The 21237-nt window shown below is 53.3% G+C and carries 20 protein-coding genes; 14 read left to right on the forward strand and 6 right to left on the reverse strand.

What is annotated here, in order from left to right:
- Both VMT62_08325 and VMT62_08330 read right to left on the reverse strand, forming a co-directional pair.
- Positions 1 to 1268, reverse strand: a 1268-nt coding sequence (locus VMT62_08325; GenBank protein ID HVN96420.1) for a CocE/NonD family hydrolase, incomplete at its 3' end; no start/stop codon positions are given.
- An 18-nt stretch (positions 1269 to 1286) separates the two neighbouring features.
- The gene (locus VMT62_08330; protein ID HVN96421.1) at positions 1287 to 1601 is read right to left on the reverse strand and encodes a hypothetical protein; all 315 of its coding nucleotides are present in this window, start codon (positions 1599 to 1601) and stop codon (positions 1287 to 1289) included.
- A gap of 226 nt (positions 1602 to 1827) precedes the next feature.
- Here VMT62_08330 and VMT62_08335 point away from each other — a divergent pair, with 226 nt between their 5' ends.
- A complete protein-coding gene (locus VMT62_08335; protein HVN96422.1) occupies positions 1828 to 3384 on the forward strand; it encodes a sigma 54-interacting transcriptional regulator in 1557 nt (518 codons plus the stop codon).
- A 442-nt stretch (positions 3385 to 3826) separates the two neighbouring features.
- Positions 3827 to 4474: an HAD-IA family hydrolase gene (locus tag VMT62_08340; protein ID HVN96423.1), complete on the forward strand. Its 648-nt coding sequence runs from the start codon at positions 3827 to 3829 to the stop codon at positions 4472 to 4474.
- A gap of 70 nt (positions 4475 to 4544) precedes the next feature.
- Here VMT62_08340 and VMT62_08345 read toward each other — a convergent pair whose 3' ends face one another.
- Positions 4545 to 5231, reverse strand: a complete 687-nt coding sequence (locus VMT62_08345) for a SagB/ThcOx family dehydrogenase (GenBank protein HVN96424.1) — start codon at positions 5229 to 5231, stop codon at positions 4545 to 4547.
- A 136-nt stretch (positions 5232 to 5367) separates the two neighbouring features.
- Between VMT62_08345 and VMT62_08350 the strand changes: the two genes are divergently transcribed.
- The 4 genes from VMT62_08350 (at position 5368) to VMT62_08365 (ending at position 10080) form a co-directional block, all read left to right on the forward strand.
- On the forward strand, positions 5368 to 6795 hold the full coding sequence (locus tag VMT62_08350) for an aspartate ammonia-lyase (protein HVN96425.1): 1428 nt from the start codon (positions 5368 to 5370) through the stop codon (positions 6793 to 6795).
- A gap of 1 nt (position 6796) precedes the next feature.
- Positions 6797 to 8041, forward strand: a complete 1245-nt coding sequence (gene hydF / locus VMT62_08355; GenBank protein HVN96426.1) for a [FeFe] hydrogenase H-cluster maturation GTPase HydF — start codon at positions 6797 to 6799, stop codon at positions 8039 to 8041.
- 63 nt (positions 8042 to 8104) lie between these two features.
- The gene (gene hydG / locus VMT62_08360; protein HVN96427.1) at positions 8105 to 9517 is read left to right on the forward strand and encodes a [FeFe] hydrogenase H-cluster radical SAM maturase HydG; all 1413 of its coding nucleotides are present in this window, start codon (positions 8105 to 8107) and stop codon (positions 9515 to 9517) included.
- Between the two features lie 113 nt (positions 9518 to 9630).
- Positions 9631 to 10080: a CBS domain-containing protein gene (locus VMT62_08365; protein HVN96428.1), complete on the forward strand. Its 450-nt coding sequence runs from the start codon at positions 9631 to 9633 to the stop codon at positions 10078 to 10080.
- A 3-nt stretch (positions 10081 to 10083) separates the two neighbouring features.
- Here VMT62_08365 and hydE read toward each other — a convergent pair whose 3' ends face one another.
- On the reverse strand, positions 10084 to 11118 hold the full coding sequence (gene hydE / locus VMT62_08370; GenBank protein HVN96429.1) for a [FeFe] hydrogenase H-cluster radical SAM maturase HydE: 1035 nt from the start codon (positions 11116 to 11118) through the stop codon (positions 10084 to 10086).
- 233 nt (positions 11119 to 11351) lie between these two features.
- Here hydE and VMT62_08375 point away from each other — a divergent pair, with 233 nt between their 5' ends.
- The 6 genes from VMT62_08375 to VMT62_08400 all read left to right on the forward strand — a co-directional run bounded on the left by VMT62_08375 (position 11352) and on the right by VMT62_08400 (position 17204).
- Positions 11352 to 12479, forward strand: a complete 1128-nt coding sequence (locus VMT62_08375; protein ID HVN96430.1) for a glycosyltransferase family 4 protein — start codon at positions 11352 to 11354, stop codon at positions 12477 to 12479.
- Between the two features lie 81 nt (positions 12480 to 12560).
- On the forward strand, positions 12561 to 13196 hold the full coding sequence (locus VMT62_08380) for a class I SAM-dependent methyltransferase (GenBank protein ID HVN96431.1): 636 nt from the start codon (positions 12561 to 12563) through the stop codon (positions 13194 to 13196).
- A gap of 4 nt (positions 13197 to 13200) precedes the next feature.
- A complete protein-coding gene (locus tag VMT62_08385; GenBank protein HVN96432.1) occupies positions 13201 to 14160 on the forward strand; it encodes a glycosyltransferase family 2 protein in 960 nt (319 codons plus the stop codon).
- A complete protein-coding gene (locus tag VMT62_08390) occupies positions 14157 to 15158 on the forward strand; it encodes a glycosyltransferase family 4 protein (GenBank protein ID HVN96433.1) in 1002 nt (333 codons plus the stop codon). The genes VMT62_08385 and VMT62_08390 overlap by 4 nt, the downstream gene beginning before the upstream one ends.
- Positions 15159 to 16583 (forward strand): lipopolysaccharide kinase InaA family protein, encoded by a 1425-nt coding sequence (locus VMT62_08395; protein HVN96434.1) that lies wholly within the window; start codon positions 15159 to 15161, stop codon positions 16581 to 16583.
- 99 nt (positions 16584 to 16682) lie between these two features.
- A complete protein-coding gene (locus tag VMT62_08400; GenBank protein HVN96435.1) occupies positions 16683 to 17204 on the forward strand; it encodes a nitroreductase family protein in 522 nt (173 codons plus the stop codon).
- A 76-nt stretch (positions 17205 to 17280) separates the two neighbouring features.
- Here VMT62_08400 and VMT62_08405 read toward each other — a convergent pair whose 3' ends face one another.
- Both VMT62_08405 and VMT62_08410 read right to left on the reverse strand, forming a co-directional pair.
- Positions 17281 to 17532, reverse strand: coding sequence for a hypothetical protein (locus tag VMT62_08405; GenBank protein ID HVN96436.1), 252 nt, complete (start codon positions 17530 to 17532; stop codon positions 17281 to 17283).
- A gap of 34 nt (positions 17533 to 17566) precedes the next feature.
- Positions 17567 to 19504 carry a DUF6600 domain-containing protein gene (locus tag VMT62_08410; GenBank protein ID HVN96437.1) on the reverse strand — a complete coding sequence of 646 codons (1938 nt, stop codon included), beginning with the start codon at positions 19502 to 19504 and terminating at the stop codon, positions 17567 to 17569.
- Positions 19505 to 19770: 266 nt separating this feature from the next.
- Here VMT62_08410 and VMT62_08415 point away from each other — a divergent pair, with 266 nt between their 5' ends.
- Both VMT62_08415 and VMT62_08420 read left to right on the forward strand, forming a co-directional pair.
- The gene (locus VMT62_08415; protein HVN96438.1) at positions 19771 to 20766 is read left to right on the forward strand and encodes an amidohydrolase family protein; all 996 of its coding nucleotides are present in this window, start codon (positions 19771 to 19773) and stop codon (positions 20764 to 20766) included.
- A gap of 40 nt (positions 20767 to 20806) precedes the next feature.
- Positions 20807 to 21237, forward strand: a 431-nt coding sequence (locus VMT62_08420) for a GntR family transcriptional regulator (protein HVN96439.1), incomplete at its 3' end; no start/stop codon positions are given.

The following is a 21237-nucleotide window of genomic DNA, read 5'->3' on the forward strand; positions in this document are numbered from 1 at the left end:
GGCGGCCATTGAGACGATACCTGCCAGGCGTCTTTCTGGGGTAAGCCCATAACGTAATAGTGGATCGGCGGTTCTCTCATGATGCCATTGTCGATCCCTTTCAACCAGTAATCGAACCAGCGGTGCGCCTCGGCTCCATAATCCAGATCGGATCCATTTTTCTCCACGGCACTGTGATCGGTGGGTCTCACGATCAGTCGCTTGGGTACGGTGAGATTCTCGTACCAGAAGAACATCTCGCTCCCGAAGATGTCATACCAGCCGGTGGTCATACAGACTGCGACGCCGGAGCGGTTAATTCGCTCTATGAACGGGTAGAGGGCAGCGCGGTCCTGATAAATACTTCGCCCCGTTGATTCAACACTGTCTCTGAACGCTGCGTTTTTCATTCTTTCCACTGTTTGCGGTAGAGAAAAGGCGCGCTCCTTTTGCGCCAGGGCCATGAGAGAGCCGTCCCTATCGCTATCTACGGGCGTCACAGTACCGGATTGAAGGAATGTGGTCGACCACTTGAAGAAGTCTGCGAAGGCTTTGTTGTAAACGCCACCGGGAAAGCTCACCGAATCGTATGTATCCAAGGGAGCCGAGGCGGGGAAGATTGCCTTGAGGTGAGGATTGCCCGTAGCAGCAGCGGCCATCTGCACCATGGCCTGGAACGAATCGCCGTACATGCCCACATTGCCGTTGCTCCAAGGTTGAGATGCTATCCAATCAATAATCTCGCTCGCCTCTTTCCCGCCCGTCTCATGGGATGGGTCCCATTTCCCGAAGGATGCCCCCGTTCCTGGCCTCTCAACGACGATGACGGCATACCCGTGCCTGATCATGTTCTTGAGCCATGGGGTCCTGAAAACTGGGTCCATATAGCGGCCATCCTTGGAGAGCCAGTATCTGAGCCGAAGCAGCGCCCTTTCTTTCCATCCTAAACGCACCAGATCGGCAATCATATTCTTGCCGTTCTTGTCAAAGATGGTGAAGGTGCGCAAATACGGAGTGTATTTGAAAAGGCAGGGTAGTGCGGTGCTTGCCGTGATGCCTTTTCGTGTCGGAAGAATGAGATCGTACGCCAGCCTTGTTCCATTTGACAGGGTGAGGTAGTCAGAAACGCGCTTGGCTCCGTCATAGGTGCTTTCAGAATAGCCGTGATACCTACCGAACTCGGAGACCTTTTCTTGTCCGCCTCGATTCTTGTAGATTACAGAAAACACAATAGCCAAGATGAACCCGATAACGATACATATGACTGCGATGCTCATGAGTCTGTTCATATTTTTCCTCCTTTATTCTTAAGGTACTATTTCGGTCACGTGCGGAAGGCCTTCCCCATCCGCGGAGTGTTGGCGCCAGAGAGAGTGGTCGACCAGGCCGAAATCGCGGAGGGCGCGGGCGAGCACGAGGCCAAGTGGGCTCCCCTGTTCGTCCATGTCAGACGATTCCCATAGAATGTGTACCATGAGATCCGTTTCCAGGCTCGCGTGACGGTAACAGTTCGTTGCGATTAAGCCGTCTTTTCGGAGTTCCTCAAGTGACCGCAGGAATACGTCCAACGAACCGGTATGACTGCCTGCAAACCTCACTTTGATCACCTCGAGCCATGTCATTTCACACACCCCTTTTCATTCGGCATTGCACGTATTCAACTGCAGCAATCGTGCCGTTGAGTGACAACAGCAATAAATGGCCATCTGGGGCTGTTTTCACGTGGTCGGCCTACGCCGTTTTCGATATCTCGCAGAAGAGGATTGACTTATTTCGCAATTGGACATAGAATTGCGAAATAAGTCAAAACGAGAAAGCTGTCGTCTCTGAGCAAGAAGAGGCCATCTCATGGGTGTAAACGAGAACGTGTTTTTCCGTGATGCAACCAAGCTCATCTGTTCGAGTCTCGAGATCGAGATTGCCATGCAGCGCGCTGTGGGGTTTCTCAAAGACTTCATGCCCGCCCACGAAATGTACCTTCACCTCTACGATGCTGGTCTCGGCGCCATCCGCACCATCGCCATGGCCACTCCTTTCGAGGGCAAGAAGATGGATCGCATTACTGCGCTTCCTCCAGAGATGAGGCAACGGCTGGAAAGGGAGTTGCCAAGAATTCTGACCCTTAACAAGCCGGAGGCGGACCCGGTCTTCCAGTTTATGATCAAATACTATGGTAGGCCCGATACATCCGCTCTTTCATGCATGCTTGAGGTGGACGGAAACAAACTTGGGGTCCTTGCCCTGCTCGCTGAAGGTAAGGACCGATACACTGAGGAACATACCTCGCTTTTTTCGCTCCTGAAAGATCCATTCAGTATCGCCCTTTCGAACACGCTTACGCTTATGGAGGTCCTCAGGCTCAAAGACCTGCTCGCCGATGACAACCGATATCTCCACCGTGAACTCTTCCGCCTGTCGGGAGACGAGGTCGTAGGCGCAGAATTTGGCCTGAAAGACGTCATGACCATGGTGAGGCAGGTAGCCGTCCTCGACAGCCCGGTTTTACTGCTGGGTGAAACTGGCGTTGGCAAGGACGTGATCGCTAACACGATTCACTATTCTTCGACGAGAAGGGACGGGCCCTTCGTGAAGGTTAATTGCGGTGCCATTCCCGAGACGCTCCTTGACAGTGAACTATTCGGGCATGAGAAGGGGGCCTTCACTGGGGCGCTGTCTCAAAAACGAGGACGATTCGAGCGAGCCCATCACGGCACGCTCTTTCTCGATGAAATCGGCGAGCTTCCTCAGCACGCCCAGATCAGAATGCTCAGAGCCATCCAGTACAAGGAGATTGAGCGTGTTGGCGGGACTGCATCTGTCTCCGTAGATATTAGAATTATCGCTGCCACCAACCGGGACCTGGAAGAAATGGTGCGGGCAAAGACTTTCCGGGAAGACCTTTGGTTTCGCCTTAACGTTTTTCCTATTCTCATTCCGCCACTTCGGAAACGAAAAGAAGATATCCCCGCGTTGCTTCATCATGTAGTGCAACGCAAATCAAGGGAATTAGGCCTGTCCACCCCTCCACCGCTTGCCCGGGGTGTTATCGACATGCTCACTGCCTATCATTGGCCGGGGAACGTACGGGAATTGGAGAATGTGGTGGAACGGGCCCTGATCTTGAGCAAAGGGTTACCCCTCACCTTCAAGGGGCTGGCGGAAGCCGGGTCCATCGAAGGTTCTCCTGTTGCTCTTCGTGATGATGACCTCCTTCCCCTCGATGTGATCAACTACCGCCATATTTGCCGTGCTTTGGAAATTGCAAAGGGTAAAGTCCACGGGAAAGGAGGCGCCGCTGAGCTCCTTGGCATCAAGGCCAGTACCCTGAGAAGCAGAATGAAGCAATTGAAGGTGCCTTACGGAAGAAACTCGAAGGGGACGAGCCGCGATAGTCTGGCCAGATGATGCGGCGCCAGGCAAGCTCGGTCAAATCTTGGATAGCAGAAGGATCGCACGGTTCACTACTAGACTTTCATTGAGCGCCACTTGAAATAAAATGTCTCCGGTAAAATGGGTAATGTACTGATTACAGTCAAAAACAAATAATCCCTTTATGTGTCCGTGCGTATGGCATCACCTTGATTCCATGCGCTTTAAGATTCCAACCGTGATCTTTTGGGTCAGGGATTAGCCCTGGGGGCGTTACATCGAGTCGGGACAGATGGTCAATCAAGGCAATTTTGAATAACGAAGTCCATTCTTTTGTACAGCAACAACACGGCAATAGTGAAAAACGTGCAATACCAATTAGTTAAATATGACTAAATCATGCTTCCGAAAGCATTTCTCACGGTCCTCTGCATGATCATTTGTTGAATAATGGGGTGGAATCGTATTAGATTCATTGATGGCCATAAAGCTTATCATCTTCGATCTCGACGGCACCCTGATTAATTCCATAGAGGACATCACGATTGCCCTGAACTACGCGCTTGAACCCTGCGGTGTAAACGATCTTACGACTAAAGAAGTCTCCGGCCTCATCGGCGAAGGACCGTCAAAGCTCGTAGAGGACGCGCTCGTGAAATGCAACCTTCGCTGGGACAGAGAAGAACTCGTGATTAGATTTTTGGATTTCTACGCCGCTCACCCGGCGGACAGAACCGTGCTCTATCCGGGTGCGCTTAAGACCCTGCAAGCGCTCGACGGCGTGAAGATGGCCATTATCACGAACAAAACCGAGGAACTCTCGTTGAGCATTTTAAAAAAATTCGAGATCGACAATTACTTTGCCATGGTAGTGGCGGTCGATACCATGGCAGAACATAAGCCATCACCGGCGCCCGTCCTGCACGTGCTTTCAGCCCTTAAGGCACTCCCCGAGGAGACGCTCATTGTGGGCGACAGCGCCATCGATATTGAGACAGGCAAAGCTTCCCGTGTGAGAACCGTTGCCGTCACTCACGGATACGGCAAAGACGGCTTTGAGAGACAAGCCGATTTTGTGATCCACAGCCTACCCGAGTTGACACATATCGTACGAAATATTCCTTAGTCAATACGGGGTTACTTACCCGCCGCCTTCCTGCAATTATCCGTCCGTCCTTACAATTGACCCATCAGACCTATTTTTTTCCGATGGACATGAGGTAAATAGGCTGCTCGTTGGCCGGTAACTTCACCGCATTTTTCACGTCATCCGCTTTGAACCCAGCCATGGTTACCGTCCCCAACTTGAGCGACTCGGCCTGCAGATAGACATTCTCGGACACGTGACCCGCCTCCAGATACGTCCAGTAAGGATTCATCGCTTCGCCTGTAGATTTGCCCGCGATAAGGAGCACCGCCGGGGCAAACTTGATCTGGGCCTGAGGAGCGGCCTTATACAACAGGTCATCCTTCAGGTTCCCTTCAGCGATCTTCATGAGTTCGTGGCCCTGGGGCACATACCTGTACATGCCATTGGCAAGACCGGTCACATTTCCCGCAAACAGATACACATCAATAAGGAAAGCGCCACGTGGGGAAGGCGCAGTGCGCAGACCTTTTTTCGGCTCCGTGATGCCCTGGGCTGCCCAGAGGATCTGGCCGATTTCAGCCATGGTGAGTGGCTCTGCCTTATAGCTTCTCACGGACCTCCTCTCGGCGAGCGCCTTTTCAACAGACGTGTCGCTCGAGTATCTGGGCGCCGGGAGTTTTATATTTGCGGCGCCTTTGTCCTGGGCGTAAACCTGTGTGACCCCCATAAACAACGGGACGAGCATACATACCGAGACGATAAGAATGGCGGTCATGAGCATATATTTCTTCATACTATCCTCCTTCACGAGATCGTTCTTTGCATTATACCACCGAAAGGCAAAATTCGATGCGATTATCGCGCTTTTGTGGGCGGATAGGGCGAAATGATCTCTTGCTTCTTTATCGGGCAGGGTTTATAAATAGGGGATGGCGTCATATCGCACGGAGCGTGATTTACTGGGAGAGATGGAGGTACCGGCAGATGCCTTCTACGGCATACATACCTTGCGGGCCGTGCAAAACTTCCCCATATCGGGCCTCAAGGTGCCCGATGAGTTTATCCGGGCCCTGGCAGCGGTGAAGCAGGCCTGTGCCCTGGCAAACGTGAAAGCAGGCCTCATGGACAACAGGGTAGGTGGGGCCATAGTCAGGGCCGCAGAAGAGATAGCCGGGGGTAGGTTTGCCGATCAGTTCATTGTTGATGCGTTCCAGGGGGGAGCAGGCACGTCAACAAACATGAACATGAATGAAGTCATCGCAAACAGAGCCATAGAGATACTCGGGGGCGTCAAAGGCGACTACTCGCTCGTCGACCCGTTGGGTCATGTGAATCTTTCTCAGTCCACGAACGATGTCTACCCCACAGCCCTCAAAGTCGCAGCTATCCGGCTCGTCACGACGCTTGCCGAAGCCATGGCCAGGCTCCAGGGCGCCCTTCAGGAAAAAGAGCGGGCTTTCGCCGGCATACTCAAGCTCGGCAGGACCGAGATGCAGGACGCGCTTCCCATTACGCTTGGACAGGAATTCGGCGCCTACGCGGAGGCCTTTGCACGGGATCGCTGGAGGCTTTTTAAAGTCGAGGAGAGACTCCGCCAGGTAAATCTGGGCGGCACCGCTATCGGCACAGGACTCAACGCCGAACGGGATTATATCTATACGGCGATCGAGGAATTGCAGAATATTACCGGCCTCGGCATGGCCCGCGCCGAGAACATGGTAGATGTGACGCAGAACGCCGATGTCTTTGCCGAGGTATCGGGCCTTATCAAAGCGGCGGCGGTCAACCTCGCGAAAGTGGCGGCGGATTTGAGACTCCTCTCCATGGGTCCGCGCGGGGGCCTCTGCGAGATCATCGTGCCGCAACTCCAGGAAGGCTCTTCCATTATGCCCGATAAGGTAAACCCCGTTATCACCGAAATGGCTACAGAGGTTGCCTACCAGGTCATGAGTTTCGACCAGGCCATCACCTTGGCTGTTTCTTCGGGGCAGCTTGAACTCAACGCCTTTCTGCCGCTCGTTACGTTTAACCTCCTCACCGGGCTCAAGCTCCTTGTGAACGCGGTGACGGTCTTTCGTACGCACTGTATCGAAGGTATCAAGGCAAACCAGGAAAAATGTGTGGGGTGGCTCGAAGAGAGTTTGTGCCTTGCCACGGCGCTCGCCCCCTATATCGGCCATGACAGGGCCGGCGAACTTTCGAGAGTTGCCCGCACACAGGGTAAGACCATTAGGGAAGTGGCTCTTACGCAGGGCTTGTTTACCCCCGAAGAATTGGATGTTATATTTTCTCCCCGGGAGTTGACCCGGCCGGGTATTGCCGGATCTAAAACCGTAAAAAGGAAAAAGGAAGGATAGAGTGGCAGATACGGGCCTCAACCAGACACCCCGCGGGAGCCGTCTCCACATAGCCATATTCGGACGGAGAAACGCGGGAAAATCGAGTCTTATCAACGCACTTACCAATCAGAATATCGCCATCGTCTCGGATGTTCCCGGTACAACGACCGACCCGGTCTACAAATCCATGGAGATTCTTCCCATTGGACCCGTCGTTATCATCGATACGGCGGGCATCGACGATGTGGGTGAGTTGGGCGCGCTCCGCATGCAAAAGGCCTACGGGGTGCTCGCAAAGACGGACCTTATGCTTCTCGTCATCGATCCGTCAAAAAGGACAGATGCGTACGAAGAGGATGTGGTGAAGAAGGCGAGAGAGAATAGCGTCCCGGTGATCGCCGTAGTCAACAAGATAGACCTCTATCCGCAAGCCCGCGCGGATCAAGCAGGACACGCGCTTGGCCTCACCGTGGTCCCGGTAAGCGCCCTGACTAAAGAGGGGATCGACGCGCTGAAACTCGCCATAATCAAGGCAGCACCCAAAGACTGGATGTCCACGACGATCGTAGGCGACCTCATCTCGCCCGCCGACACGGTGGTGCTCGTCGTGCCCATTGACCTTGCGGCGCCTAAAGGAAGACTCATTCTCCCCCAGGTGCAAACCATGCGGGACATCCTGGATAATGATGCCATGGCTTATGTGGTCAAGGAAAGAGAACTCAAGGCTGCCTTGAATAACCTGAAGAACAAGCCGAGGCTTGTGGTTACGGATTCCCAGGCCTTCCTGAAAGTGGCCGCCGACACCCCGAAAGACATACTCATGACCTCCTTTTCGATCCTCTTTGCCCGCCAGAAGGGAAACCTCGCGACCCTGGTGGAGGGTGTCAACGCGGTTGAGAAGCTTTTACCCGGCGATAAGGTGCTTGTGGCCGAGGCATGTACCCACCACAGGGTCGAAGACGATATCGGTACCGTTAAGATACCCCGGTGGCTCACGCAACATGTAGGCGGAGACCTGAATTTCACCTGGGCGAGCGGCATGGAACTTCCGCCCAACGTGGGGGATTACAAACTGGTCGTACACTGCGGGGCCTGCATGATTAACCGCAAAGAAATGCTCCATCGCATCATGGTGGCGGGCCAGGCCCATGTGCCGATTGTGAACTATGGAGTTCTCATTGCTTACGTGATGGGCATTCTCAAGCGTGCCCTGGAGCCTTTTCCGGAAGCCCTTAACGTCTTGAACCGTGACGATGAGAGGTGAAGCGCCTCTTTACTTTTTCCGCATCTCAGCTTATATTTTAGGGCACAGCAGGGAGTATAAAATATGACAGAATCAGCAAGGCACAGAGCCGATTTTATCGATGATCAAAAGATAGAGAAGATCCTGAACGACGCGAAACAAGCCTCTCCGGATAAGGCGCGAGAGGTCATTGAAAAAGCGAGGGCCGCCAAAGGACTGACCCCCTTTGAGACGGCCGTGCTTCTTAATATCGAGGATAAAAAGACCCTCAATCTGCTTTTTCACGCCGCCCACGAAATAAAGGAAAAGATCTATGGAAAGAGGCTCGTGGTCTTTGCCCCCCTCTATATCAGTAATTTTTGCGTGAATAATTGTTATTATTGCGGCTACAGGACCTCCAACGAGATACTCAGACGCCGTCTCGAACTTGACGAGATAGAAAAGGAGGTAGTTGCCCTTGAAGCCATGGGGCACAAGCGGATCGCCCTTGAGGTGGGCGAAGACCCTAAGAACTGCCCCATTGACTATGTGCTCGATGCCATGCGCACGATCTATGCGGTTAAAGAGAAGCAGGGGAGTATTCGCCGGATCAACGTGAACATCGCCGCCACCACGGTCGAGGACTACCGGAAACTGAAACAGGCGGGCATCGGTACGTACATCCTTTTTCAGGAGACATACCATCGGGCCACCTATGAAAAGATGCATCCCGCCGGCCCAAAGCGCGATTATGACTGGCATACGCTCGCCATGGACAGGGCCATGGAGGCGGGCATCGACGACGTGGGACTGGGTGTGCTATTCGGGCTCTACGATTACAAGTTTGAGGTGCTCTCCCTTTTGCTCCACTCGCTTCACCTTGAAGAACGATTCGGTGTAGGCTGTCACACCATCTCCGTACCGAGGATCCGCCCCGCGGCCGGGGTTACCCTTGAAGCCTTTCCTTACCTCGTCCACGATGACGAGTTTAAGAAGATCGTGGCCGTGATCAGGCTTGCCGTGCCGTATACCGGCATGATTCTGTCCACAAGGGAGCCGGCGGAGTACCGCGATGAAGCGATAAGCCTGGGTATTTCGCAGATCAGCGCGGGATCGTGCACGGGCGTTGGCGGATACCACAAGGACATCGAAGGCAAGCAGGTGGCTACCCCGGGGCAGTTTCAGGTCGAAGACACCCGTAGCACCGACGAGATGCTCCATAACATCTGTGAGTCCGGTTACATCCCGAGTTTCTGTACGGCCTGTTACCGTCAGGGCAGAACAGGAGACCGTTTTATGCCACTCGCCAAGTCGGGCGAGATACAAAATATCTGTCAGCCTAACGCAATCCTCACCTTCAAGGAGTTTCTTTTGGACTACGCCTCGGAAGAAACCAAGAAAGTGGGGGAGGAAGTTATCCGGAAACACCTGGGCGAGATCCGGAACGCAAAGATACGGGAGAAGACCAAACAAAGGTTGAAGAAGCTCGAAGAGGGCGAGAGGGACCTTTACTTTTAGGATGTGTCTGAAACGGATAGCAATTGTGTAAGTGAGGCATTGCTTGTACACGGATAACGATAGATTTCCCGATTTGAGGTAGGTTATCCAAAATCCTGAAGGGGGTATGCGAGATGAAAACAGCCAAAGAGATCCTCATAAGCAAACAGCAGAATGAAGTCTGGTCGATTTTGCCCAAGGCGAGCGTCTTTGACGCCCTCGCACTGATGGGAGAGAAAGAAATCGGCGCGTTGATGGTCATCGATGAGAAGGGGAAGGTGGCTGGAATTATCTCCGAGAGAGACTATGCGCGAAAGGTTATCCTGAAAGGCAAGGCCTCACGGGAGACGGCTGTGCAGGAGATTATGACTCCGGCCGATAAAATGTACACGGTCAAGCCGGAAACTACCGTTGAGGACTGTATGGTTCTGATTACGGCGAAGCGCGTGAGGCATCTGCCGGTGTTTGACGGCGAGAAATTCCTTGGCCTTATCTCCATCGGCGATATCGTGAAATCGATCATTGCAGAGCAAGAATTGCTCATCGAGCACTTGAGCAATTACATCGCCGGCAAGTACGTATAGTCTTTAGGTCGGGCGGCGTTCTCTCTTTTTGATAGAATGCCCCGGGCCCTGTCCTATGCCCCTACCGAGCCCCGTTATCCTCACGAGGGCTGCCTCGGCGCAGGCCTCCGGTGATTCGTCTACGTAGGGTTTCCCCGGATAGAGAAAATACTCCTGCTTGTATTTGACCGGCGTACTATTGGGCATGAATATGTTGGCCCCACGCCTAAGCGCCATATCCCTGCCTTTACCCGGAAAGATCGCGTCGAATGCCGTAGTCGCCGGGATATGGGCGTCGGGATTGAAGATGCGGAGCACTGCGATAGCCTTGAAAAACATTTCGGGACGATCTTCATACACATTCTTTTCGCTGCCAAGCGGGGTATCCGGATGAGGGATGAAGGGTCCAATGCCGATCATGTCAAGATCAAGATCGCGACAGAGAAGAATGTTATCTGCCAGAGTTTCGAGGCTCTCACCCGGGATGCCTATCATAAATCCGCTTCCCGTCTGAACGCCCAGGCTTTTGAGAAAACCGATACAGTCCGTGCGGTCCTTAAGCGTTGAGCCGGGATGGATCGTTTGAAACAGGTAAGCATCGCTCGTCTCGAAACGGAGCAGGTACCGATCCATACCGCAATCACGCCAATAGCGATAGGTGTCATACGGGCGATTGCCCACGGACAGCGTGATCGAGAGCGCCGTCTTTTGTTTGATGGCCCGGATGATCTCGCCCAGTTGCTGGTCGGTGAGTCCGGGAACCTCGCCGGACTGCAGGACCACCGTGGTCAGGGCCGTATTCGCCATAGCGTATGCCGCCTCTAGTATCTCCTCGGCGCCCATGGCGTAACGCTCCACCCTGGCATTCCCCGCACGAATGCCGCAATACAGGCAGTTATTTGCGCAGATATTTGAGAATTCTATGATACCCCTGATATAGACGTCATCGCCCATATATTCATGGCGCACCGCATCGGCCCTTTGGTAGAGCTCCTCGCGTTCTTCGCCTTTGGCGCTAAGCAGCTTCATTGCCGCTTCCCGCGTATATTCCAAATCCATGGTAAGAGAATATAACCCTCTGCTTAAGGTAATGCAAGAATGAGTTTAAGCGCCTGCTGATGCCGCGAGGCCTCTTCGACAAGACTGCCCCTGGCCTTACGTAGACAAAGTGCACAGGGTGCGGTGCACAGACACCACTCACAAATATCTTTTCAAAAAGCTTTTGGTTTATCATATAATAGTTGACGCTTATATATTCAAATCGGTTTTGAAGATAACGTGAGCGTATCCATATGAAAATAGGTCTGTCAATCTATCACTTCAATCCGAAGAAGGGCGGCGCTGAACGATATGCCTACGATCTGTCCCTCATGCTTTCCCGAAAGGGACACCAGGTCTTCGTGTTCTGCACTGAGGGCATTACTGTACCGGAGGTAAGTCTCATCCGGGTGGGCGCGACCCCGATTCCCAGGTGGCTGAGATCGCTTTCGTTTGCGTTGAACCAGAAGAAACTGGTGAGGCGGCGCGGCCTCGATGTTGTCCTGGGCTTCGGCAATACGCTCGATCTCGATGTGTATCAGAGTCACGGAGGCATCCAGCACATATGGATGGAAAGAGAGATCGCGAGCTACGATCATGCCGGCGAGCGTCGTCTCAAGGCTTTTCTCCTGCAAACGAGCCTCAACCAGAGGGTCCAGCAATGGGTCTCGGAATATCCGATCCGGCAGAATGGATACAGACGCATCGTCGCCATATCGGAAATGATAAAGAGGCAAATGACAGACTATTACGGCTTGAGTGAGAAGGATATAGACGTGGTTTATAACGGCGTGGACATCAATCGGTTCAGGCCATCTCGTAGGGAGCCATCAGGGCCTCTCACGATTCTTTTTTCCGCGGGCAATTTCCGTCTGAAAGGCCTCTCCCCACTCATCAGTGCGCTCGGCCAACTCTCACGTAAGACCAGGTCCTTCCAACTTCTCGTCATGGGCAGGGGAAGAAGAGAACCGTTCGAGGCCATGGCCGAAAAGCTGAGTATACGGGACCGGGTCAGGTTTGTGGGCGAGATGGCGAACCCTGAGTCGATCTATCAACAGGCGCACATTCTTGTCCACCCCACGTTCTACGATGCGTGCTCTCTCACGACCATGGAAGCCATGGCATCGGGACTACCCACAATTACCACAAAATGGAACGGCGCGTCAGCCCTTATTTCCGAAGACGAAGGCTATGTTATCGACGACCCGAGGAACGCGGTCGCTTTAAGCCAGGCCATACGGGAACTCTTCGATTCGGAAAAGAGAAAGAGCATGGGTCAGATGGCCCGTCTCAAAATGGAAAACTATACCATGGAAAAAAATGCGAACGAGCTGGAAAGAATCCTCGCGGAAGTCACGAAGGAAGGGGCCCGTACACCGTGAGACCCGTTAAAGATTTGAAATACCCACAGATGGATGCTATAGTGTGGCCGTTCAAAGTGAGCTTGTCACAGGAAATATTCTATGGACGCTCCATATTACTTTAGCGTGCGCCACGATCTCATCGGTCTCATCCCGAAAGGCGCCAACCGGATTCTCGAAGTCGGCTGCGCTGCCGGCATGACGGGCAAGGCGCTCAAAGAGGCAGGATTCGATGAGGTTGTGGGCATCGAATGCATTGAGGAAATAGCTCGGCGGGGCGAGGGCTACTATGACCGGCTCTTTATCGGCGACGTGGAACAGATCGAGCTTCCTTACGCACCTGGACACTTTGACTGCATTCTTTATCCTGACGTTCTCGAACATTTGCGGGACCCCTGGAACACCTTGAAGAAGCATAGTGCCATGGTGAGAGCGGGTGGAACGGTCATCTGCTCCATACCCAACATCCGCCACTACAGGGTGATGAAGAAACTCGCCTTCAAGGGCAAGTTCGAATATGAGTCCGACGGCATTATGGACAAGACTCACCTGCGCTTTTTTACCCTTTCCTCCATCAGAGAACTCCTTATTGACGCAGGCTTTGAGCCGCTCCGTGTTATCAAGAAGCCCTCAGGGGCCGCATGGCTCAAGATGGTAAACCGTGTCACGGGCGGCCGTCTCATCGATTGTTTGGTAAGGCAGTACATTGTGCTCGCGCAAAAAAAAGGCACGAGGTGATATAGTGGCCCTTATAAGTGTCGTGATTCCCAATCTGAACGGCGAAAGGCTGCTTCCCATGTGCCTTAACAGCTTGAGGACACAGACGTTCAAGGATTTCGAGGTGATCGTCGTAGATAACGGGTCTAGTGACAGCTCGCTTAAGCTTCTCGCGGAAAGCTACCCTGACGTAAGGGTTGTAGCCCTCGACAAGAATTACGGGTTCGCCTTTGCGGTAAACCGGGGCATTGAGGCGGGATTCGGTGAGTTTATCTGCCTCCTGAATAATGATATAGACCTGGACCCTAAGTGGATGCAAGCCATGTATGAGGCCCTGGGTGAGCACCCCGAGGCAGGGGCCTGCGGACCTAAGATGATGAGATACTGGGAGCGGGAGCGCATAAACGTACTTGGCATACGGCTCAACAGCAACGGCGATGTGGAGATCGTCGGCGCTGGAGAAGAGGACAGGGGACAGTACGACGAGGTACGATATGTCTTCGGCGTCAATGCCGGTGCGTCCATGTACAGGCGAAGGATGTTCGACGACGTGGGGCTCTTTGATGAAGCGTTTTTTGCTTCGTTTGAGGATGTGGACTTAAGCTTTCGGGCGCAGCTCGCGGGCTACAAGGCCCTGTATGTGCCCAAATCCGTAGCATATCATATGGTGGGCGCGACCATAAAGAAGAGGAAATATCAACCGACCTATCTGAACAATCGCAACGCCCTTCTGTTTTTCTGGAAGGATATGCCCGGGGAACTTATCAGAAAGAACTTCTGGAGGATTTTCGGACACAGGACGGGGTATTTTGTGAAGCGGGTTTTGAAGAATTTCTATAAACTGCGCACCTATTACTATTTGAAAGGAACCTTCGCGGCCCTCACGCGTCTGCCGGCTACGCTTAGGGACCGGAAAGCCGTGCAGGCCACGCGGTGCGTCTCTCTCGAATACCTCGTCTCTATCATGGACAGGGATTTTGTATGAAGGTACTCTTTCTGATCCAGGGTGAGAATGTTGCAGCGAGCAGATACCGCGTGCTTCAGTATCTCCCTTATCTGAAGACAAAGGGTGTAGCCGCCACGGTGAGGCCGTACCCGGCAACTACCGCGGCGCTGTACGGCTTGTTCCGGGACCTTCCTCACTACGATTGCCTGTTCCTGCAAAGGAAAAGGTTCCACGGGCCGCTCCTCACACTGCTTACGAGACGGGCAAGAAAGATTGTCTACGATTTTGATGACTCGGTGATGTACAGGAATTCAAAAGCGGCCTCCCCATATTCCGCGACCCGTTTGAAACGGTTTGCGGCCATGGTGCGGGCGTCGGATCATGTCATAGCGGGGAACGGATTCTTGCGCGACAAAGCCCTTGAGTTCACCGATCACGTAACGCTCATACCCACCGCCATAGACCAGGAGCGCTATGTAGCGAAAGACTATGATCTCAAGAAAGAGCGCACGACTATCGGTTGGATCGGCGATCACGGGAGCATTCACTACCTGGAAAAGATGCGTCCTGTCTTTGAAGAGCTCGGGAAAAAATACCCCCGCATTGAGCTCGAAATCATCTGCGATATTTTTTTTGATTGTGATAACATCCCCGTGATAAAACGCACCTGGAGTTCCGAGCGAGAAATTGAATATCTCCGCGAGCTCGATATCGGCGTCATGCCGCTCGTACAGGACCCCTGGTCCGAAGGCAAATGCGGCCTCAAGATCCTCCAATATTTCGGCGTGGCTGTGCCCGTTGTGTGCACGCCCGTGGGCGTGAATAAAGACGTGGTGAAAGAAGGCTTTAACGGTTACTTTGCGGCCTCTCCTGACGAGTGGATGAAGAAGCTTTCGCTACTCATCGAGGATAAGGAGAAGCGCAAGACCATGGGCGTTCGCGGAAGAGAGATCGTGTTCACATCGTTTTCACTTGAGTCTTGCGCACCGAGATTCTACGAGGTGCTTCTGAAAACGGTTGCGGGGGAAGGTGCGTAGATGATGACTGAGGGCCTGAAAAGATATAGTCTGGGCGTCACGGATTGGTATCTCATGGAGGAAGGGCTCAAGGTGGTCGTAGCGCATCTCGCCGGTAAGGACAAAGAGAGGAGATACTACGGTACGTTCGATTATCAGGGGGGGAGGGTTTTCATCAAATCCTTTCTTGAGGCAGGCTTCGCAGGACGTATCCGCCATCTTTTTGCGCCCCGCGGAAAAAGGGAATTCGCCATCGGCAATCGTCTTGCCGCCCTTTCCATACCCACGCCTGCGGTACTCGGCTATGGGATCGGCAGAAACAGCTCCTCCATTATAGAAGAGTACATCGAAGGCCAGAGTCTACTCGACGCCATCAAAAAGACTTCAGACCGGGACACGTTGTTTAGCCTTCTTGCCGGCCTTCTCGCACAGCTCACGATAAAACATGTGCGGCACAACGATCTGCACCTGGACAACGTTCTGATCAGGGGCGATAAACTCTATCTTATCGACCTCCACAAAACAAAGGTCAAGAAGTACTTTCACGAGGACGACGAGGTGTCGAACGTCACCCATGCCCTTGGGATCATCTACGATGACATATCGGAGCGGGAGAGAGATTATTTCTTTCATGTATTTGGATGTAGCGAGACCGTGAGGCGGCGTATAGAGCGGGAGATCGCAACGTTGAGAAAGGAGTGGGTGGCAAGCAAGAAGGACAGAGCCTTTAAGAATACCTCTTTGCTCAAGGCCCATTCAGGTGAGGTACGTATAAGAGATTCCGAGGAAATGGCGCATGGCGAATTCGTTGCGACCCTCAAGAAAGACAAGAAAGTCAGGGTCGACCGCTTCAGTGACCACATCCGCAAGGTGTACCGCCACGGACGTCGATTGAGGACAGCCTGGAGGAACCATGTAGTGTTCAAGTATCTTGAAAGTGCTGCTGTGCCCCGGCCATTCTATGTGAAACTGCCGACTCTATTTTCGTCAGGCTACGTAGCCATGGAGGATTTGGGTCATAAAGGCATTGAGCTTGACCGCTTCCTCGACGTAAGCTACGATGGCATGACCTATCCCGAGAAGAGACGGTTCGTACAAGAGCTGTCCCTGTTCCTCGGGGCTATAATGAGACAGAGAATTTCGCACAGAGACATGAAGGCTTGCAACATCTTCACCCTCCACGAGGGCGGTTTTGTGCTCCTCGATGTTGAAGATATTGTATTTGGGGAAGTGGAAGAGAAGGCCCTGAAGAGAATGCTCGTGCAGCTTAACACCACCGTACCAGTACGCATTGCCGTACGCGACAGAATGCGGTTCTTTTTGAAACTCACCTCATGGTTCAAGATAGATAGAAGGCGTCTCTTCGGAGATATTCGGGAGGAATCGCTCGCGTGCGAGATCGTATACGAAGGTGCCAGTGGACTCAAAAAAGAGCGATGGCATTAAGGCGCGTAAGCCAAATTCAAAGGCCCATTGAATAGGTGCGTCAGGGGCGAGGGCGACGAACGGCTCGTCAATATATTCGCAGATAACGGGAGGTGCGTAATGATAGAGATTCTCAGGACCAGGAGGAGTATAAGGAAATATGAGAGAAAGGCCATTGATACAGGCGTGACCGAGGTACTTAAGGAGGCCATTCTGCGGTGCCCCTCGTCCCGTGGCATAAATCCCTGGAGCTTCATTTTTGTGGACGATCGGAACCTCATCCAAAAACTCTCGCAGGCCAAAAAAAACGGGGCGGGTTTCCTGAGAGATGCGGCCCTGTGTATCGTGGTCTTGGGGGATGAGACAAAATCGGACGTGTGGGTCGAGGATTGTTCCATTGCCTCCATCGTAGTCCAACTCATCGCCCATTCGCTCGGTCTCGGAACCTGTTGGATTCAGATCAGAAACCGATTCTACGACGACAAAAAGACCTCGGAGGCCTACATCCAGGAACTCCTCGGCATACCGGAGCGCGAACGGGTAGAATGTTTGATCAGCCTGGGATATCCCGGGGAAACCAAGGCGTCTATACCTAAGGAACAACTCGAGTACGATAAGATAAAATATAATAGGTATCGCTGACACCGCACCGCAGGCGTCGGTCTTCTTCGTAGCATGCCCGATGCGTGAAGATTCTTCATACATCGGGCATCTGCAATTATCTCCTTTTCTCCGCGTCCTCTCTGCACCTCTCAAGGGCTTGAGGGTTTTGGGCCCTCGATACACAGGCTTTTGCCTGCAACAGTACAGAGATTCTTCTATCGAGAGCGGCCATTATGTTTAGCTTACGTGACTCAAACTGCTGTGGCCCCTGCAATGGCCTACCCGTCCCGGGTGGGGCGAGCGGCTGCTGTGCGAATCCGGTGCTAAAGAGGAGTAGGATTGCCGATACCGCAAAGAGTGTTTTCATGCCTGTCTCCCTCACGATTTCACGATGCGACCTGTCACTTTGGTTTGTCTAAGCGCCCGGCTTCGTCCTGTGCCTTATCTTTTTGAGGGGGTTTTGCCGGTGCAACATGTTCCGGGATCGTAACCTGTTTTGACTGACCAGGCGCCGCGGGAGCCGTGTACTGCGGTACCACGGCCTGACCCGGACGATCCGGCTGATTCGCCTTCGCAGGTGCTGCATGCTCCGGGACGACAACCTGTCCTATCTGCCCGGGTCTTGCCGGTGCAACATGTTCCGGTACCATAATCTGGTTCGGGGTCTCTGGCCGTGCTGGCGCTATGTGCTGAGGAATGACCACCTGTTTTGACTGACCAGGCGCTGCGGGCGCTACATGCTGAGGTATGACAACCTGAGGAATCGTCGCGGACGGCCTTGGGTTGAGGGCCCCTTTGATCTTAATCTGCTGGAATTTCATTTCCGATTTCGGGCGGTTTACCTCGGCGGGCCGTACCATGTAATTGGTGATCTTTGGCTCTTCTACCCGGACATCCCGGGCGGGCGTTCCCTGCCTCATACTTCTTGCCTGTCGCTCAAGCTCTGGAGCGGTTTCTTTCTTGCCCCTTTGTACGGTCATTTCGTTGTCTCGAATTCGGTTGACCACCGCATTGTGCGGTTTTTCCATTGTCGCCGTGTTGGTATAGTTATACCTGGCTCGGTTCGTGGTGTAGCTCCCTATTACCGTATTGTTGATAATGGGCGCCGCGTGGTATCTGCTCATGGCACCGGGGGTTACGTTGGTTATCCGCACGTTTCTGTAACTGTTCACGTCATAGAAATGGTCCCGGTTTACGATGATGGCACGATTTGCGTACGCGTAATTGCGGATGTTGATATTTATTTGCGTGATGTTGGTGACGGCCACGTTGTGGGGGCCTCCCCAATAACGGTGACTGTAATACGTCTCGCCGTAGGCAAGCGGGACCCACCCCACATACGCGCCGCTATAGATCCACGATACCCTTCCGGGATTAAAGAAGAAGCCCACATTGAGGAATGGCATGCCCACGCGTACGGCCACCACCGGAGGCGCCCAGTACCAGCGGCCACGCACATAGACCCAGTTGCCGTAGTGGTGGGTGACGTATCCGAACGGCTCTGCCGGTATCCACGTTTGGTCCCCATACCAATCGGTCCAGCGGCCGACGGTAAATGGCGACCATCCGGGGGCCACGACAGGCGTCCAGAACCAGCGGTTTGCACCTTCATAGGGGACACTCTCCCATCGTCCGTTTTCTTCAAAGGTGTATGCGTCATAGCGAAGGCTCGGGGGAAGGTATTCGACTGACGGTCCCCTGACCATGGCCTTGGCCGCCCAGAAATCTTCACGGCCCTTATTCCATCGGTCCCAGTCGGAATCCACACCGCCATCGCCTGAGGACACCTGGTTTTGGTCGGCGAGAATTGACGGCGACCCTGCTGACACGTCGTACTGCGTCTCAGTCGCCGCATGAACGAACGTCACCGTTCCCTTTACCGCAACCACTTCGACCGAGTTCTCGCCTACGTAAAAATCAAAGACCGTACCAGGATAGGCGAGCACGTATCCAAAGGGACTTGTTGCCTTGATGATCGCCTTGTCACCTTTGTTATAAAACCTTGCCACGCCGGCTGCCACATCGATCTCGGTCACGTCTGTGTCTAAGGCAATGAACTCAATCTGGGTACTGCTGCCTGTTCTTATCCAACTCCCGTTGGGCACGATGAACTCCGCCCTGCCCTGATCTGACGCGAAGAACGTATCGCCGGTCCCGAAAGGCACATCTCTTACCACGGCGACCCAGTCTTTTTCTTCGGGGACATAGCGTTGCACATCCCCTTCGATGTGATAAACGCGGCCAACCTCGATGCCCGAGGTTTGCGCAATCGAAAGGTCAGGCGCCGCCAGTACCGCTAAAATGAATAAACAGGCAAGCAATCCTACACACTTCTTCATTTATTCCCTCCTTGGAAAACGACCACCTTTACAACATACTATCAGGTTAAGGGTAAAAACAAAAATGGAAAGTTGTGCTTTCCTTATACTCCAAATCGTCTTATCTCCGATATAAGGGCTGGCGGCGTGATTGTCTTCCATGTCACAAAAACATTGACACAGGAATATCCCATTGGTATAAACATTATAACATCTATTTGTCTGACTTTTTGCCGGCCGCACAGGGCAAAGCACCGTAAACCTGGCTCGCATTTAGGAGGTCGATCATGAAAATCGATATTTTCACCCATGTACAGCTTCCGCGTTACAAGAAAGAACTCTACAAGTACTCCCACAAGTTTCCCACGGAAAAAGCCGTCCAGGACAGAAGGCCCGTGCTCTGGGACAACGAGATGAGGCTCACCAAGCTTGCACCTTACGACGACCTTGTCCAGGTCGTCTCGGCGACTATGCCTCCTGTCGAGGAGGTCGTGGGCGCCTCCGAGGCGGCAGAACTCGCAAGGATATGCAATGACGAGATCGCGGAGATGGTGGCCAAAAACCCTGACAGGTATATAGCCGCCATAGCGAACGTGCCTCTCAACAATACGGACATCGCCGTCAAGGAGGCAAAGCGGGCAATAAAGGAGCTCGGGTTCAAAGGTATCCAAATCCATACGAGGGTGAACGGCCAGCCGCCGAGCACAGACATGATGATACCCCTTTATGAGCTTATGGCGGGCTTCGACCTCCCCATCTGGATCCACCCCATGCGCGGTTCTGACCAACCCGACTGGGCGTCCGAAAAAACCTCTTATAACCAGCTCTTCTCAATCTACGGGTGGCCTTACGACACCACGGCGGCCATGGTCAGGCTTGTCTTCTCAGGCATCTTCGAAAAGCTACCAACCATCAAGTTCATCACGCATCATTTGGGCGGCATGGTCCCTTATTTCTCGGACCGGGCGGTGGCCCACTGGAATAACGGCCTTCAGCGCCTCGGCACCGAACACTTTCCGGGACTCACCAAACATCCCGTCGAGTACCTTAAGATGTTCTATGCGGATACAGCCATCGTCGGTAACAGCAATTACTCCATGGAGTGCGGCCTCGCTTTCTTCGGCGAGGACCACGTCCTCTTCGGCACGGACATGCCTTACGACGTTGAGAATGGCGGCGTTACGATACGAGAGACCATCAAGGCCATAGATGCAATGAAGATCTCCGACGAGACGAGGAAGAAGATCTACGAAGGCAATGCGCGCAAGCTCCTCCATCTTTAGCACCGGGTGCGCAACAGGCAGGAGAGACACGAGGCTTACCGTGAAAACGGATTATGAGAAGCTTATCGAGCCGGTGAAGAGCAAGAGGACCTTCGAGGAGGTTTCCGATAGGCTCAAAGAACTTATATTCAACGGAGCGCTCAAGCCGGGGCAGCAGCTTCCGCCGGAGCCAGCCCTTGCCCGACTCTTTGGTGTGGGGCGCCAGTCGGTCAGGGAGGCCCTGCGGGTACTCGAGCTTTCCGGCTTCATTACCATAAAACCAGGGGCCAAGGGCGGCGCTATGATCCAGAGTACCATGCTGAGCAAACTGTCCGGCCTTTTTCTGGAGACGATTAAGCTTCATCAGGTCTCGCTGGAGGATTGCTTCACGGCGCGCAGGGCTATTGAGGTCTCGGTCCTCGACCTCGCGTTTAAGAATGCAGAAAAAGAAGATATGGAGGCGATGAAAGACAATATAATGAGAGCACGGAA

The sequence above is a fragment of the Syntrophorhabdaceae bacterium genome (assembly GCA_035541755.1).
GTDB lineage: Bacteria > Desulfobacterota > Syntrophorhabdia > Syntrophorhabdales > Syntrophorhabdaceae > PNOF01.